The sequence below is a fragment of the Streptomyces sp. 4N509B genome, assembly GCF_052245655.1.
Taxonomy (GTDB): Bacteria; Actinomycetota; Actinomycetes; order Streptomycetales; family Streptomycetaceae; genus Streptomyces.
The window spans coordinates 22,217-37,383 of sequence record NZ_JBQQBZ010000006.1; the positions used below are offsets into that span (position 1 = coordinate 22,217).

11 protein-coding genes and 1 pseudogene are annotated in these 15,167 nt (G+C 75.2%); 10 read left to right on the forward strand and 2 right to left on the reverse strand.

From position 1 onward, the window contains the following. Nucleotides 1-10 precede the first annotated feature (10 nt). The 9 genes and pseudogenes from ACTWP5_RS08860 to ACTWP5_RS08900 form a co-directional block, all read left to right on the forward strand. Complete coding sequence (locus tag ACTWP5_RS08860; protein WP_443220234.1) at nucleotides 11-874, forward strand: TatD family hydrolase; 864 nt, start codon at nucleotides 11-13, stop codon at nucleotides 872-874. Between the two features lie 3 nt (nucleotides 875-877). After that, nucleotides 878-2,086, forward strand: coding sequence for a metabolite traffic protein EboE (eboE, locus tag ACTWP5_RS08865; protein ID WP_443220235.1), 1,209 nt, complete (start codon nucleotides 878-880; stop codon nucleotides 2,084-2,086). A 97-nt stretch (nucleotides 2,087-2,183) separates the two neighbouring features. Beyond that, on the forward strand, nucleotides 2,184-3,563 hold the full coding sequence (locus tag ACTWP5_RS08870; protein WP_443220236.1) for a nucleotide pyrophosphatase/phosphodiesterase family protein: 1,380 nt from the start codon (nucleotides 2,184-2,186) through the stop codon (nucleotides 3,561-3,563). 65 nt (nucleotides 3,564-3,628) lie between these two features. After that, nucleotides 3,629-4,630 (forward strand): sugar phosphate isomerase/epimerase family protein, encoded by a 1,002-nt coding sequence (locus ACTWP5_RS08875; RefSeq protein WP_443220237.1) that lies wholly within the window; start codon nucleotides 3,629-3,631, stop codon nucleotides 4,628-4,630. 235 nt (nucleotides 4,631-4,865) lie between these two features. After that, nucleotides 4,866-7,772, forward strand: coding sequence for a leucine--tRNA ligase (leuS, locus tag ACTWP5_RS08880; protein WP_443220238.1), 2,907 nt, complete (start codon nucleotides 4,866-4,868; stop codon nucleotides 7,770-7,772). Nucleotides 7,773-7,892: 120 nt separating this feature from the next. Next, the gene (locus ACTWP5_RS08885) at nucleotides 7,893-8,495 is read left to right on the forward strand and encodes a hypothetical protein (RefSeq protein WP_443220239.1); all 603 of its coding nucleotides are present in this window, start codon (nucleotides 7,893-7,895) and stop codon (nucleotides 8,493-8,495) included. Nucleotides 8,496-8,524: 29 nt separating this feature from the next. Next, nucleotides 8,525-9,550: a DegV family protein gene (locus ACTWP5_RS08890; RefSeq protein WP_443220240.1), complete on the forward strand. Its 1,026-nt coding sequence runs from the start codon at nucleotides 8,525-8,527 to the stop codon at nucleotides 9,548-9,550. A gap of 142 nt (nucleotides 9,551-9,692) precedes the next feature. Continuing rightward, nucleotides 9,693-10,571: a helix-hairpin-helix domain-containing protein gene (locus tag ACTWP5_RS08895; RefSeq protein WP_443220241.1), complete on the forward strand. Its 879-nt coding sequence runs from the start codon at nucleotides 9,693-9,695 to the stop codon at nucleotides 10,569-10,571. A 736-nt stretch (nucleotides 10,572-11,307) separates the two neighbouring features. Continuing rightward, a pseudogene (locus ACTWP5_RS08900) lies at nucleotides 11,308-12,951 on the forward strand (ComEC/Rec2 family competence protein); the annotation flags it as partial. Between the two features lie 247 nt (nucleotides 12,952-13,198). On the opposite strand, the gene ACTWP5_RS08905 reads toward ACTWP5_RS08900, so the two are convergent. Together ACTWP5_RS08905 and ACTWP5_RS08910 are read right to left on the reverse strand one after the other, a co-directional pair. Then, a complete protein-coding gene (locus tag ACTWP5_RS08905; RefSeq protein ID WP_443220242.1) occupies nucleotides 13,199-13,657 on the reverse strand; it encodes a pyridoxamine 5'-phosphate oxidase family protein in 459 nt (152 codons plus the stop codon). Between the two features lie 155 nt (nucleotides 13,658-13,812). After that, nucleotides 13,813-14,052, reverse strand: coding sequence for a hypothetical protein (locus ACTWP5_RS08910; RefSeq protein ID WP_443220243.1), 240 nt, complete (start codon nucleotides 14,050-14,052; stop codon nucleotides 13,813-13,815). Nucleotides 14,053-14,134: 82 nt separating this feature from the next. Here ACTWP5_RS08910 and holA point away from each other — a divergent pair, with 82 nt between their 5' ends. Further along, nucleotides 14,135-15,136 carry a DNA polymerase III subunit delta gene (gene holA / locus ACTWP5_RS08915; RefSeq protein ID WP_443220244.1) on the forward strand — a complete coding sequence of 334 codons (1,002 nt, stop codon included), beginning with the start codon at nucleotides 14,135-14,137 and terminating at the stop codon, nucleotides 15,134-15,136. Nucleotides 15,137-15,167: the final 31 nt, after the last annotated feature.

A 15,167-nucleotide genomic window follows, 5' to 3' on the forward strand; every position in this document is an offset into this window, starting at 1 on the left:
GGAGTCACCGATGCGTGTCTTCGACCCTCACATCCACATGACCTCCCGCACCACCGACGACTACGAGCGGATGTACGCCGCCGGGGTCCGCGCCGTCACCGAGCCGTCGTTCTGGCTGGGCCAGCCCCGCACCGGCCTCGGCTCGTTCGTGGACTACTTCGACGCCCTGCTGGGCTGGGAGCGGTTCCGGGCCGCCCAGTTCGGGATACGCCACCACTGCACCATCGCGCTCAACCCCAAGGAGGCCAACGACCCGCGCTGCGCCGGGGTCCTCGACGTGCTGCCCCGCTACCTCGCCAAGGACGGCGTGGTCGCCGTCGGCGAGGTCGGCTTCGACTCGATGACCGCCGAGGAGGAGAAGGTCTTCCTCCACCAGCTCCACCTCGCCGCCGAGCACGAGCTGCCCGTCCTCGTCCACACCCCCCACCGCGACAAGGCCGCCGGCACCCGCCGCAGCCTCGAACTCGTCGCCGCCGCCGGCCTGCCGCCCGAGCGGGTGCTGATCGACCACCTCAACGAGACCACCGTCGCGATGGTCGCCGACTCCGGCTGCTGGATGGGCTTCTCCATCTACCCCGACACCAAGATGGACGAGGAGCGCATGGTGCGCATCCTCGCCGAGCGCGGCACCGAGCGGATGATCGTCAACTCGGCCGCCGACTGGGGCCGCAGCGACCCGCTGAAGACCGTCAGCACCGGCCGGGCCATGCTCGACCACGGCTTCACCGACGCCGAGGTCGCCACCGTGCTGTGGGACAACCCGGTCGCGTTCTACGGGCAGAGCGGCCGGCTCCTCCTCGACGACCTCCCGGCGGAGGGCGAGGACCGCACCGCCACCTTCGCGGGCAACTCCGTGCTCCGTGGGGAGCGGTGACGCATGCGCTTCGCCCACCCCGACGGCACCACCCTCCACCTCGCCTACTGCACCAACGTCCACCCCACCCAGGACCTCGACGCCCTGCTGACCCAGCTGCGCACCTTCGGCGGCGGGGTCCGCGAGACCCTCGGCGTCACGCGGCTGGGCCTCGGCCTGTGGCTGCCCGCTCCCGTCGCCGCAGCGCTCGCCGGGCCCGACGGCGCGGCCGACCTCGCCCGCCTGCGGTCCACGCTCGACGCCCTGGGCCTGGAGGTCGTCACCCTCAACGCCTTCCCCTACAAGGGCTTCCACGACCCCCGCGTCAAGAAGGCCGTCTACCTGCCCGACTGGACCTCGCCCGAACGCCTCGCGTACACGCTCGACTGCGCGCGCCTGCTGGCCCGTCTGCTGCCCGACGACGCCCGCCGCGGCAGCGTCTCCACCCTGCCCCTGGCCTGGCGCGAGGACTTCGGCCCCGAGCGGCAGCGCGCCGCCCGCGACCACCTCGACCGGCTCGCCGACGGCCTCGCCGCGATCGAGGCGACCACGGGCCGCCCCATCCGCGTCGGACTCGAACCCGAGCCGGGATGCGCCGTGGAGACCATCGCCGACGCCGCCGAGCACCTCACGGGCCTGGACACCGAACGCGTCGGCGTCTGCCTCGACGCCTGCCACCTCGCCGTCGGCTTCGAGGAGCCGGCGCCCGCGCTGCGGCGGCTGGCCGCCGCCGGTCTGCCCGTCGTCAAGGCCCAGGCCTCGGCCGCGCTGCACCTCTCCGACCCGGCCGACCCGGCCTCGCGCGCGGCGCTCGCCGCGTACGCCGAGGACCGCTTCCTCCACCAGGTGCGTGAGCGGCACGGCGGCGCCGAGGGCGAGGGCGGCGTCGAGGGCCGCGACGACCTGCCCGAGGCGCTGGCGGGGCCGGCGGCGCTCCCCGGCCGCGGCCCGTGGCGCGTCCACTTCCACGTGCCGCTCCACGAGCGGCCCGCGCCGCCGCTGACCGCCACCCAGCACCAGCTGACCGCCACCCTGCGGGAGCTCGTCGGCGCCGGCCCCGGCGGGATGACGGCGCCGGTCACCGACCACATCGAGGCCGAGACCTACACCTGGTCCGTGCTGCCCGCCGACCGCCGCCCGGCCGACGAGGCGGGCCTCGTCAGGGGCCTGGCCGCCGAGCTGCGCTGGGTCGCCGACCAGCTGACCGCGGCCGGCCTGAAGGAGCTGCCGTGAGGCGACGCACCACGAGGGACACCAGGGCGACGAGGGCCATGGGTGCCCCGAGGCCCACGAGGAACGTGAGGGACGTGAGGGACGTGAGGGAGACGCCATGAACAAGCTGCTGGTCCTCGACGTCGTCGGCCTGACCCCCCGCCTCCTCGCCCACACCCCCCACCTGCGGGCGCTGGCCGACGACGGCTGGCAGGCCCGCCTCGACACCGTCCTGCCCGCCGTGACCTGCTCGGTCCAGTCCACCTTCCTCACCGGCGCCCTCCCCCGCGACCACGGCGTCGTCGGCAACGGCTGGTACTTCCGCGAGCTCGGCGAGATCTTCCTGTGGCGCCAGCACAACCGCCTCGTCGGCGGCGAGAAGGTCTGGGACGCCGCCCGCCGCGCCCACCCCGGGTACACGGTGGCGAACGTCTGCTGGTGGTACGCGATGGGCGCCGCCACCGACTACACCGTCACCCCCCGGCCCGTCTACCACGCCGACGGCCGCAAGTCCCCCGACTGCTACACCCGCCCGCCCGCGCTCCACGACGAGCTCACCGCCACCCTCGGCCCGTTCCCCCTCTTCCAGTACTGGGGCCCGACCGCCTCCCTGAGGTCCAGCGAGTGGATCATCGACGCCACCCGCCGCCTGCTGCCCCGCGCCGACCTCACCCTCGCCTACGTCCCCCACCTCGACTACGACCTCCAGCGCCACGGCCCCGACAGCCCCGAAGCCCACGCCGCGGCCCGCGACGTCGACCGCGCCCTCGCGCCCCTGCTGGACCAGGCGCGGGAGGCGGGCACCACCGTCCTCGTCGTCAGCGAGTACGGCATCACCCCCGCCGACCGCCCCGTCCACATCAACCAGGCGCTGCGCCGCGCCGGCCTGCTGGAGGTCTACACGCAGGCCGGCATGGAGTACCTCGACCCGTGGGCCTCGCGCGCCTTCGCCGTCGCCGACCACCAGGTCGCCCACGTCTACGTCCCCGACCCCGCCGACGTCCCGGCCGTGGCGCGGCTGGCCGCCGAGCTGCCCGGCGTCGACCTCGTGCTGGACCGCGCCGCCCAGCGCGACCACGGCATCGACCACGAGCGGTCCGGAGAGCTGGTCCTCGTGGCCGCCCCCGGCGCCTGGTTCACGTACTACTACTGGCTCGACGAGACCCGCGCCCCCGACTTCGCCCGGGGCGTGGAGATCCACAGGAAGCCCGGGTACGACCCCGCCGAGCTCTTCCTCGACCCGGCCGACCCGCGCCGGGCGAAGCTCCGCGCCGGGATGGGCCTGGTCAGGAAGCGGCTCGGCCTGCGGTACGCGATGAACGTGGTACCGCTCGACGGCGGCTGGGTACGCGGGACCCACGGCCGCCTGCCGGACGACCCCGACGACGGCCCGGTAGCGCTCTGCTCCGACCCGGGCACGGCCCGCGACCGCCTGGCCGCCACCGACGTCCACGACCTGATCCTCGACCTCGCCAAGCTGTCCGTGAGCGCCTCGTGACACGAGGCGACGCATCACCGGTCACGCATGGCGCGCACCACGTCACACGTTAAGGAGACTCACCGATGAGCCGACCCATCACCCTGTTCACCGGACAGTGGGCCGACCTGCCGCTGGAGGAGGTGGCCCGGCTCGCCGCCGAGTGGGGCTACGACGGCCTCGAACTCGCCTGCTGGGGCGACCACCTCGACGTCTGGCGGGCCGCAGAGGACGACGCCTACCTCCGCTCCCGCCGCGACATCCTGGAGAAGCACGGCCTGAAGGTGTGGACGATCTCCAACCACCTCACGGGCCAGGCCGTCTGCGACGACCCCATCGACCACCGTCACCAGGCGATCCTCCCCGCCCAGGTGTGGGGCGACGGCGACCCCGAGGGCGTGCGGCAGCGCGCCGCCGAGGCCATGAAGACCACCGCCCGCGCCGCCGCCCGCCTCGGCGTCGACACGGTCGTCGGCTTCACCGGCTCGGCGATATGGAAGTACGTCGCGATGTTCCCGCCCGTCTCCCAGGACGTGATCGACGCCGGGTACCAGGACTTCGCCGACCGCTGGAACCCCATCCTCGACGTCTTCGACGAGGAGGGCGTCCGCTTCGCCCACGAGGTCCACCCCTCGGAGATCGCCTACGACTACTGGACCACCGTCCGCACGCTGGAGGCCATCGGCCACCGCGAGGCGTTCGGCCTGAACTGGGACCCCAGCCACATGGTGTGGCAGGACATCGACCCGGCCGCCTTCCTGTGGGACTTCCGCGACCGCATCTACCACGTGGACTGCAAGGACACCAAGCTCCGCACGGGCGGTGGCCGCCACGGCCGCCTCGGCTCCCACCTGGCGTGGGCCGACGCCCGCCGCGGCTGGGACTTCGTCTCCACCGGGCACGGCGACGTGCCGTGGGAGGAGTGCTTCCGCGTGCTGAACGCCATCGGGTACGAGGGGCCCGTCTCCGTGGAGTGGGAGGACGCCGGCATGGACCGCCTGCGCGGCGCCGCCGAGGCCGTCCAGTTCGTGCGCGGCGCCCTCTTCGACCCGCCGTCCTCGGCCTTCGACGCCGCCTTCAGCCAGTAACGCGACGGTGGCGGCGGGGAGCGGGCGACGCCCCGCTCCCCGCCGACCGGCCCGGCCGGCGGTCCCGGCCCGCCCCGCGTGCCGTGCGGTACCCTGACCGCATGCGTGCCGTACGCCTTCTGCTTACGCGGCCGCGCTGAACCGTCCGTCACATTCGTTCAGCGCGGCTGACCCCTCCTGCGTGAGGGGTTTTTTCATGACCGTGAGCAGCTGACGACCAGGAGCCTTCGAGACGATGTCCGACACCGAGTCCGACAAGACCAGCAGCGTGACCGCCACCCCGCACCGGTACGACACCACACGGGCCCGGGAGATCGAGGAACGCTGGCAGGAGCACTGGGAGCGGCACGGCACGTACCTCACGCCGAACCCGGGGGAGGGCGAGCTGGCGGGCGACCCCGCCGAGGCGGCCCGCCCCAAGAAGTTCATCATGGACATGTTCCCGTACCCCTCGGGCGCGGGACTGCACGTCGGGCACCCCCTGGGCTTCATCGCCACGGACGCGTACTCCCGCTTCCTGCGGATGACCGGGCACAACGTGCTGCACAGCATGGGCTTCGACGCCTTCGGCCTGCCCGCCGAGCAGTACGCGGTGCAGACCGGCACCCACCCCCGGGTCACCACCGAGGCCAACATCCAGACCTACCGCGCCCAGCTGCGCCGCCTGGGCATGGGGTACGACCCGCGCCGCTCGTTCGCCACGATCGACCCGGAGTACTACCGCTGGACCCAGTGGATCTTCCTGCAGATCTTCAACTCCTGGTACGACCACGAGGCCGGCCGCGCCCGGCCCGTCGCCGAGCTGGTGGAGCAGTTCGCCTCCGGCGCCCGCCCCACGCCCGACGGCCGCCCCTGGGCCGAGCTGACCGAGGCGGAGCGGGCCGACGTGCTGGGCGAGTACCGGCTGGCGTACGCCTCCGACGCCCCGGTCAACTGGTGTCCCGGCCTCGGCACCGTGCTGGCCAACGAGGAGGTCACCGCCGACGGACGCTCCGAGCGCGGGAACTTCCCGGTCTTCCGCTCCCGGCTGCGCCAGTGGAACATGCGGATCACCGCCTACGCCGACCGGCTGCTGTCCGACCTGGACACCGTCGAGTGGCCCGAGGCGATCAGGACCGCCCAGCGGAACTGGATCGGCCGCTCCGAGGGTGCCCGCGCCCGCTTCCTGGTCGGCGAGGAGGGCGACGGCGGCTTCGTCGACGTCTTCACCACCCGCCAGGACACGCTGTTCGGCGCGACGTACATGGTGCTGGCCCCCGAGCACCACGTGGTCGACGCGATCGTGCCGCAGAGCTGGCCCGCCGGCACCCGGGAGGCGTGGACCGGCGGGCACGCCACGCCGGCCGAGGCCGTCGCGGCGTACCGCAAGCAGGCGTCCACCAAGTCGGACGTCGAGCGGCAGGCCGAGGCGAAGGAGAAGACGGGCGTCTTCACCGGCGCCTTCGCCACCAACCCGGTCAACGGCGAGCGCATCCCCGTCTTCGTCGCCGACTACGTGCTGATGGGGTACGGCACGGGCGCCATCATGGCCGTCCCCGCCCACGACGCCCGCGACTTCGCCTTCGCCCGCGCCTTCGAGCTGCCGATGCGCTGCGTCGTGGCGCCGCCCGCCGGCGGCGGGCGCGGCACCGACCCCGCCACCTGGGACGACGCGTTCGTCGGCGGCGGGGAGGCGAGGATCGTCAACTCCACGAGCGACGCGCTGTCGATCGACGGGCTGACCGTGGACGAGGCCAAGGCGCGCGTCACCGCCTGGCTGACCGAGCGGGGCCTGGGCGAGGGCACCGTCAACTACCGTCTGCGGGACTGGCTGTTCAGCCGCCAGCGGTACTGGGGCGAGCCGTTCCCCATCGTCTACGACGAGGACGGCATCGCCCACGCCCTGCCCGAGTCGATGCTGCCGCTCGAGCTGCCGGAGGTCGCGGACTACAGCCCGCGCACCTTCGACCCCGAGGACGCCGACACCCAGCCGGAGACGCCGCTGTCGCGCAACGAGGACTGGGTCGACGTCACCCTGGACCTGGGCGACGGCAGGGGCGAGAGGCGCTTCCGCCGCGAGACCAACACCATGCCCAACTGGGCCGGCTCCTGCTGGTACCACCTGCGGTACATCGACCCGCGCAACGACGAGAAGCTGGTCGACCCGGAGCTGGAGCGGCACTGGATGGGCCCGCGCGAGGGCGCCGACACCGGCGGCGTCGACCTGTACGTCGGCGGCTCCGAGCACGCCGTGCTGCACCTGCTGTACGCCCGCTTCTGGCACAAGGTCCTGTTCGACCTGGGACACGTCTCCTCGGCCGAGCCGTACCACCGGCTGGTCAACCAGGGCATGATCCAGGCGTACGTCTACCGCGACGCGCGCGGCTTCCCCGTGCCCGCCGCCGAGGTGGTCGAGCGCGACGGCGCGTACGTCCACGAGGGGCAGCGCGTCAGCCGCGAGCTGGGCAAGATCGGCAAGTCGCTGAAGAACGTCGTCTCGCCCGACGACGTCATCGGCGAGTACGGCACCGACACGCTGCGGCTGTACGAGATGGCCATGGGCCCGCTGGAGGTCTCCCGCCCCTGGGAGACCCGGGCCGTCGTCGGGCAGTACCGGCTGTTGCAGCGGCTGTGGCGCAACGTCGTGGACGAGGCGACGGGCGAGGTCGTCGTGGCCGACGTCGAGCCGGACGAGGCGACGCTGCGCGCCATGCACAAGGCGATCCACGGCGTGACGCAGGACATGAACACCCTGCGGTTCAACACCGCCATCGCCAAGATCACCGAGCTGAACAACCACGCCACCCGGCTGCCCCGCGGCCAGGTGCCGCGCGTGGTCGCCGAGACCCTGGTGCTGCTGGTCTCCCCGCTGGCGCCGCACATCGGCGAGGAGCTGTGGCGGCGGCTCGGCCACACCGACAGCGTCACGCGCCAGGACTTCCCCGTCGCCGACCCGGCGTACGCCGTCGACGAGACGGTCACGTGCGTCGTCCAGATCAGGGGCAAGATCAGGGCGCGGCTGACGGTGCCGACCGGCATCGACGAGGACGAGCTGCGGGAGCGTGCGTTGGCGGAGCCGGCGGTGACGGCCGCGCTGGGCGGCGCCGAGATCCGCAAGGTCATCGTGCGCGCCCCGAAGCTGGTGAACATCGTCCCGGTGTAGTGAACATCGTCCCCACGTGGGACACCGCGGCCCGCTCGCCCCGTACCGTGGACGTGAAGGAAGCGGACGACCGGGTGCCGGCCGTCCGACCCACTGACCGACTCCAGGAGGTGCGGGCCCGTGGAAATCGTGGTGTTGCTGGTCCTCGGGGTGACGACGCTGGTCTTCGCGAGCCTCGTGCTCCGCGTGAAGCGCGCTGTCCTGCGGACCGCGGAGCGCACCCGTCGGCGGGTCGACCGGGCGCGGCACACGGTGTCCGAGGCGACCCTCGCCGCCCGCGCCGTCCAGCCGGGCGTGGTCGGCGAGGTGGCGCGGGTGCGGCGGGCGTTGCGGTCCTCGCTGGCCGCGAGCCAGGACACCCTCCTCGTCGGCGCCCAGCACGACCCGGCGCTGCGCGAGGCGCTCACCCTGCTGGACCAGCTCCGTGGTCACGCCGGGCAGCTCGACGCGGAGCTGGCGGCGCTGACGGTGGGCACGCCCGACCGCGCCCGGGTCGCGGAGCGGCTGCCCGAGCTGCGTGAGCGGGCCGACCGCATCAGGCGCTCGGCCGAGTCGCTCCGCTCCGCCGCCCAGGACCGCGCCCGGCACGACGGTCAGGCGCAGGCGCTCGACGCGCTGCACCAGCAGATCGCGATCGAGGCCGAGGCGCTGCGGCACTGGACCCCCGCGCCCCGCTCGGCGCCGCGGCCTCCGATCCCGCGGTCGCAGAGCGCCGAGGGCTGACGCGCCACCCGGGCGCTACTCTCCCAACCATGCCGCGCACCACCCCCCGCATCCCCAGCACCTCTGGTTCGGCCAGTCCTGCCGCGTCCGGTGAGTCCGCCGACTCCGTAGAGTCCGGCGCGTCCGGTGAGTCCTCCGCGTCCGGTGAGTCCTCCACGTCCATCGAGCCCGTCGAGTCCGTCGGGTCCTTCGCCCCGGCCGACGGTGCCTTCGGGCCGGTCGCCATCGTCACCGACTCCACGGCCTACCTGCCGGAGGACGCCGTCGCGCGGCACCGGATCACCGTCGTCCCGCTCACGGTCGTGCTCGCCGGCCGGCCGTTCCTCGACGGCACGGAGGAGGCGGCGCGGCGGCTGGCGCAGGCGTTGAACCAGCGGCAGCCCGTCACCACCTCGCGGCCCAGCCCGGCGGAGTTCGCCGCCGCCTACCGGCAGCTCGCCGAGGGCGGCGCCCGCGGCATCGTCTCCCTCCACCTCTCCTCCGAGATCTCCGGCACCCACGACGCGGCGCTCCTCGCCGCCCGCGAGGCGCCGGTCCCGGTCCGGGTGGTGGACAGCGGCATGGTCGCGATGGCGCTGGGCTTCAGCGTGCTGGCCGCGGCGGAGACGGCCGAGGCGGGCGGCAGCCTCGACGAGGCCGTGGCGGCCGCCGCCAAGCGGGCTGATTCCACGTACGCCTTCTTCTACGTCGACACCCTCGAACACCTGCGGCGCGGGGGGCGCATCGGCACCGCGCGGGCGCTGCTGGGCTCGGCTCTCGCGGTCAAGCCACTGCTGGAGCTGGCCGACGGGCGGATCGAGCTGCGGGAGAAGGTCCGCACCGCGTCGCGGGCGATCGCGCGGCTGGAGGAGCTGGCCGCCGAGCGGGCCGGCGCCGGTCCGGTGGACGTGGCCGTGCACCACCTCGCGGCGGAGGAGCGCGCCGCGCAGCTCGCGGAGCGGCTGCGGCAGCGGCTGCCGGGCCTGGCCGGGCGGCTGCACGTGAGTGAGGTGGGCGCGGTGTTGGGCGCGCACACCGGTCCCGGGCTGCTCGGCGCGGTGGTCTCGCCGCGCTGACGCCTGGCGTGGCGCGGCGGCCGGGTCCGTTCACGCCCGCGCGGTCACCCACGCGGGGGAGCGCGGTGTCCACAGCTCGCCCGTCGTCCACAGATTCGGCGAGACGAGACAACCGGGCGTGATCGGATCGTAGCGTCGTGGCATGGAAACGAGAGGAACCCGCCGTGCCGGCGCCCACGTCACCCGCCTCCGCGCCCGCCTCGCCACGCTCTTCCCGCCGCCCACGTCGCCCTCCCCCTCCCACGCGCGCTCGCCCTCGGCCTCGCCGGCGCCGCGGCCGGAGCGGCGTTCGCAGGCGCCGCCGCGCCGGCTGGCGCTGGGGCGGCGGGCACGGCTGGCGGCGGGGGAGCGGCTCACGGGCTGGTACGGCATGGCGCCGAGGACGCTGCTCGCCCTCTGCGTCCTGCTGGTGACGGCGGGCGGCTTCGCCGTCCACCACCTGTGGTCCGGCCGCCCGCAGAGCGTCGTGGCGGCGGAGCTCGACGGCGGCACCGCCGCGGCCGCCGCCTCGCCCCACCCCTCCGACGCCGCCGCTGCCGACGCGGCCGGGTCCTCCGCCCTCTCCGTGCCGTCCGCCACCGACCCCGCGCACGGTGGCGAGCTGGTCATCGACGTGGCGGGCGAGGTCCGCCGGCCGGGCGTGTACACCCTGCCCGCCGGGTCCCGGGTCGCCGACGCCCTCGACGCGGCGGGCGGCATCCGCTCGGGCACGGACACCGACACGCTCAACCGTGCCCGCCTCCTCGTCGACGGCGAGCAGATCGTGGTCGGCCCCGCCGGCCAGGCGGCGCCACCCGCACCGCAGGGTCCGCCGCAGACGCCGGCGCCGGCACCGGTCAGCCTCAACTCCGCCACGGTCGAGCAGCTCGACGCCCTGCCCGGCATCGGCCCGGTCCTCGCGGCGAGCATCGTCACCCACCGCGAGGAGAGCGGTGGCTTCACCTCGATCGAGCAGCTGCTGGACGTCTCCGGCATCGGCGAGAGCCGCCTGTCCGAGCTGAGGGACCATGTCACCCTCTGACCCGCCGGCCACCCGCCCGACACCGACACCGGCACCGGCACCGGCACCGGCACCGGCACCGGCACCGGTTCGGGCTCCGGCCCAGGCGCCGGCACCGGCACCGGCCGGACGTCATCCGGTGCACGCCGCCTCGGGCCACCGCCTCGGCGCGGCCCACCCCCGGCCACGAGGCCCCGCCGACCTCAGGCTCCTCCCACCGGCCGCCGCGACCTGGGCGGCCACGGCCTGGGCCGTGGGCGCCCCACCGGCGACGGCCGCCGCGGTCGCCGCCCTCTGCTGCCTCCTCGCGCTGGCCGCCCTGTGCCGGCGTCGCGCCGGGCGGCCTCGCGGCGGCCGTCGCCGCGCCGGCCTCCCCGGCACCCGCGGGTCCGCCCTGACCACCGCCCTCGCCGCCTCGCTGCTGTGCGCGGCGGCAGGGGCCACCGTCGCCGCGCTCCACCAGACGGCCGCGCGTGCGGGGCCGTTGCCCCAGCTCGCGGGAAGGACCGTCACCGTCGAGGTGGAGCTCACCGCCGACCCCCGGCCCGACCGGCAGGACCAGCCCCGGCCCGGCGGGGAAGAGGCACACACCACTGTGCTGCTGACCGCCGACGCCACCCGCGTGACCGTCGGCGGCGCGACGGCCGTCGCCGTCCGCACCCAGGTCCTGGTCGTCGCCCGGACCGACCACCCGGACGACTGGCTGCGCCTGACGCCCTCGACGAGGTTGCGCCTGACCGCCCGCGTCGCCGAGCCGATGCCCGAGCGGGTTGCCGTGGACCTCGCCGCGGTCCTGCGCGTCACCGACAGCGGCCCGCCCCACGTCCTGGCGCCTCCCGACCGCGCCCACCGGCTCGCCGACCGGCTGCGGGACGCGCTGCGCGAGGCGTCCGCCGAGCTGCCGGGCGACGCCCGCGCCCTGGTGCCCGCCCTCGTCATCGGCGACGACTCGGGCATCCCGCCCGAGCTGTCCGAGGCGGTCGAGGCCACCGGGCTCACCCACCTGATCGTCGTCAGCGGCAGCCAGGTCATGATCGTGCTGGCCGTGTTCGTCGGACCCCTGCACCTCGCCCCGCGCGCCGAGCGCCGGGGGCTGGCCGCCCGGCTCGGCATCCCGCTGCGCACCACGGCGGTGCTCGGCGGCGCGTTGCTGCTGGCGTTCGTCGTCGTCTGCCGCGCCGAGCCCAGCGTGCTGCGGGCGGTGGTCTGCGGCGGCATCGCGCTGCTGGCGCTCGCCACCGGGCGCCGCCGCTCGCTGCTGCCGGCCCTGGCCGCCGCCGTGTTGCTGCTCCTGCTGGCCGACCCCGGCCTCTCCCGCTCCTTCGGATTCCTGCTGTCGGTCCTGGCGACCGGCGCCCTGCTGACGCTCGCGCCGCGCATCGGCGACGCGTTGCGCGGGCGGGGCACGCCGCCCCGCCTGGCCGAGGCGCTCGCGACGGCCACCGCGGCCCACCTGGCCTGCGCGCCCGTCGTCACCGTCTTCGCCGCCAGCACCAGCCTGGTCGCGATCCCGTGCAACCTCCTGGCCGTGCCCGCCGTGGCGCCCGCCGTCGTGCTGGGCTGGCTGGCGCTGGCCGCCGCCCCGTTCAGCATGCCGCTCGGCACGGCCCTGGCCTGGCTCGCGAGCTGGCCCACCCGCTGGATCGCCGCCGTCGCCCGCACCGGTGCCGCGCTGCCGGGAGCCGAGATCGGCTGGCCCGACGGCTGGGCCGGGGCGGCGTTGCTGGCCGCCGTCACCCTCGCCGTCCTGACCCTCGCCCGCCGCGCGGCGGCGCGCCCGTGGCTCGCGGTCGCCGGTGTGCTGCTGCTCCTGCTCGCCGTGCTCCGCCCCGCGCCGCTGCCTCGGGTCCTCACCGGCTGGCCGCCCCAGGGGTGGCGCCTGGTCGTGTGCGACGTCGGACAGGGGGACGCCCTGGTCGTGGCCGCGGGGGACGGCGCGGCGGTGGTGGTCGACACCGGCCCCGATCCCGCCGCCGTCGACGGCTGCCTGCGCGAGCTGGCCGTCCGTCACGTCCCGCTGCTGGTCCTCAGCCACCACCACGCCGACCACGTCGGCGGCCTCTCCGGGGTGCTGCGCGGCCGGCGCGTGGACCTCATCCAGACCTCGCCCGTGCGGGACTCCCCGGAGCAGGCCGCGTTCGTCGAGCGCGTGGCCGCCGAGGCGGGGATCCCCCTCGTGCCCGTCACGGCGGGCGCGCGGGGCCGGGTGAGCCGGGAGCTGAGCTGGGACGTCCTGTGGCCACCGGCCGACGCGGCGCGGGCCGGGCACGAGGCCAACGACGCGAGCGTCACGCTGCTGCTGCGCGCCGGCGGCCTCACGATCCTGCTCCCCGGAGACCTGGAGAGCCCGGCCCAACGTCGTCTGCTGGCCGCGCATCCCCAGTTGCCGCGCGTGGACGTGCTGAAGGTCGCCCACCACGGCTCCGCCGACCAGCACCGGCCGCTGCTGGAGCGGCTGCGCCCCCGCCTGGCCCTGGTCTCCGCGGGCGAGGACAACGACTACGGCCACCCGGCGCCGAGCACCCTGGCGGACCTCCACGAGGTCGGCGCGGTGGTGCTCTCCACCGACCGCCACGGGGACCTCGCCGTCACCACCACCGACGAGGGCGCCGGCCCGCGCGGCGTGGCCCGCGAGGGCCTTTCCCGGGTCACACCAGCCAGACGCCGTCCACCATCAGCTCGCGCCCGGGGAGTTCGTTCGCCTCGCGCCAGGCGCGGATCGCGCGGGGACGGAACCGCAGGAAGCAGTACTCCTCACGGTCACGGGTGTCCCAGCCCAGCTTCGCGTGGAACGCCTGGCCCTCCGCGTCGGGCAGGGCGTCGCTGGGGACCGCCTCCGCGTCGGCGTCGATCAGCACGACGTCCCTGGTGTGGCCGAGCGCCACCACGGCCCTGCCGCTGCGCCGCACGTTGCGAGCCGTCGGGTTGACGGTGCGCGTGCTCATCAGCAGCGCCCCGTCGTGCCACACGAAGGACAGCGGCACCATGCACGGCCTCTCGTCCTGCCCGGTCGTGGACACCCAGGCGTCCACGTCCTCCACGAGCCGTGTGAGCACGTCGCCCCTGCGCTGTTGACCGTCGCGTGCCGGGGGTCTCTGCTTCGCCATGATCGGCGAGCGTAGAGGGGCACCGGTGCCGGCACATCGGACGGCGGGCGGAGGACGTGGGCCGGACGCCCGACGGCGCCTCGATCGGAAGACCTAGGTCGGAGGTCCTCGGTTCGGGTGCCGACGAGCCGCCGCCGGGCGACGAGGGCGACGGCTCAGCCGCGTTCGAGCCAGCCCTCGTGGCTCTCGGCCAGGGCCGCCAGCGTGGCCGGGTCGCAGACGCCGTCCGGGTCGTGGAGGACCACGAGCCACTGGGCGTCCTCGGCGTCGTCCTCGCCCGCTAGGGCGTCGCGGACCAGGCGGGGCTCCTCGGCCAGCGCGTACCGCTCGGCGAGTTCCTCGGCCACCTCCTCGGCGGCGTCACGGTCGGGGAGCACCAGGATCACCTCGTTCACGGTGACATTCTCGCGCGGGGGCGAAGGGGCCGGTCGGGCAGCCGGGACCGGATGTCACAGCCCCGTGGGATGCTGGGCGGCGATGGCCACCAGGAAGAAGACCCTCCAGGCGACGACCGACGATCCGCTGGCGCCCGTGACCCTCGCCGTCGGGCAGGAGGACCTGCTGATCGACCGCGCGGTGCGGCAGGTCGTGTCCGCCGCGCGCGCGGCCGACGCCGACACGGACGTGCGCCAGCTCGACCCCGGGGAGCTCGCGCCCGGCACCCTCGCCGAGCTCACCAGCCCCTCTCTCTTCGCCGAGCGGAAGGTCGTCGTCGTCCGGCAGGCGCAGGACCTCGCCGCCGACGCCGTGAAGGACGTCAAGGCGTACCTGACGCGGCCGGCCGAGGAGATCACCCTCGTGCTGCTCTTCACCGGCAGCGGCACCAAGGGCAAGGGGCTGCTCGACGCCGCCCGCAAGGCCGGCGCCCGCGAGGTGGCCTGCCCGAAGATGACCAGGCCGGCCGACCGGGTGGCGTTCGCCCGCGGCGAGTTCCGGGCCCTGGGCGCCACGGCCACCCCCGTCGCCTGCCAGGCGCTCGTCGAGGCCGTCGGCGGGGATCTGCGCGAGCTCGCCTCGGCGTGCTCCCAGCTGGCCGCCGACGTCGAGGGCGGCATCGACGAGGCGGTCGTCGCCCGGTACTACACGGGCAGGGCCGAGGCGTCCAGCTTCACCGTCGCCGACCAGGCCGTGGAGGGCCGCACCGCCGAGGCCTTGGAGACGCTGCGGTGGGCGCTGGCCACGGGCGTCGCGCCGGTCCTGGTCACCAGCGCGCTCGCGCAGGGCGTGCGGGCGATCGGGAAGCTCGCCTCCGCCCCGCCGGGGCTGCGCGGCGGGGACGTGGCGCGGGAGCTCGGCATGCCGCCGTGGAAGGTGGACCGGGTCCGTCAGCAGATGCGCGGCTGGTCGCCCCAGGGTCTCGCGACGGCCCTGCGCGCCGTCGCGGAGGCCGACGCCGCGGTCAAGGGCGGCGGCTACGACCCGGCCTACGCACTGGAGCGCGCCGTCATCACCGTGGCCAGCGCCGCCCGGGAACGCTAGGGCGTGCACGCGGGGGTCCCGCCGGGGCCGC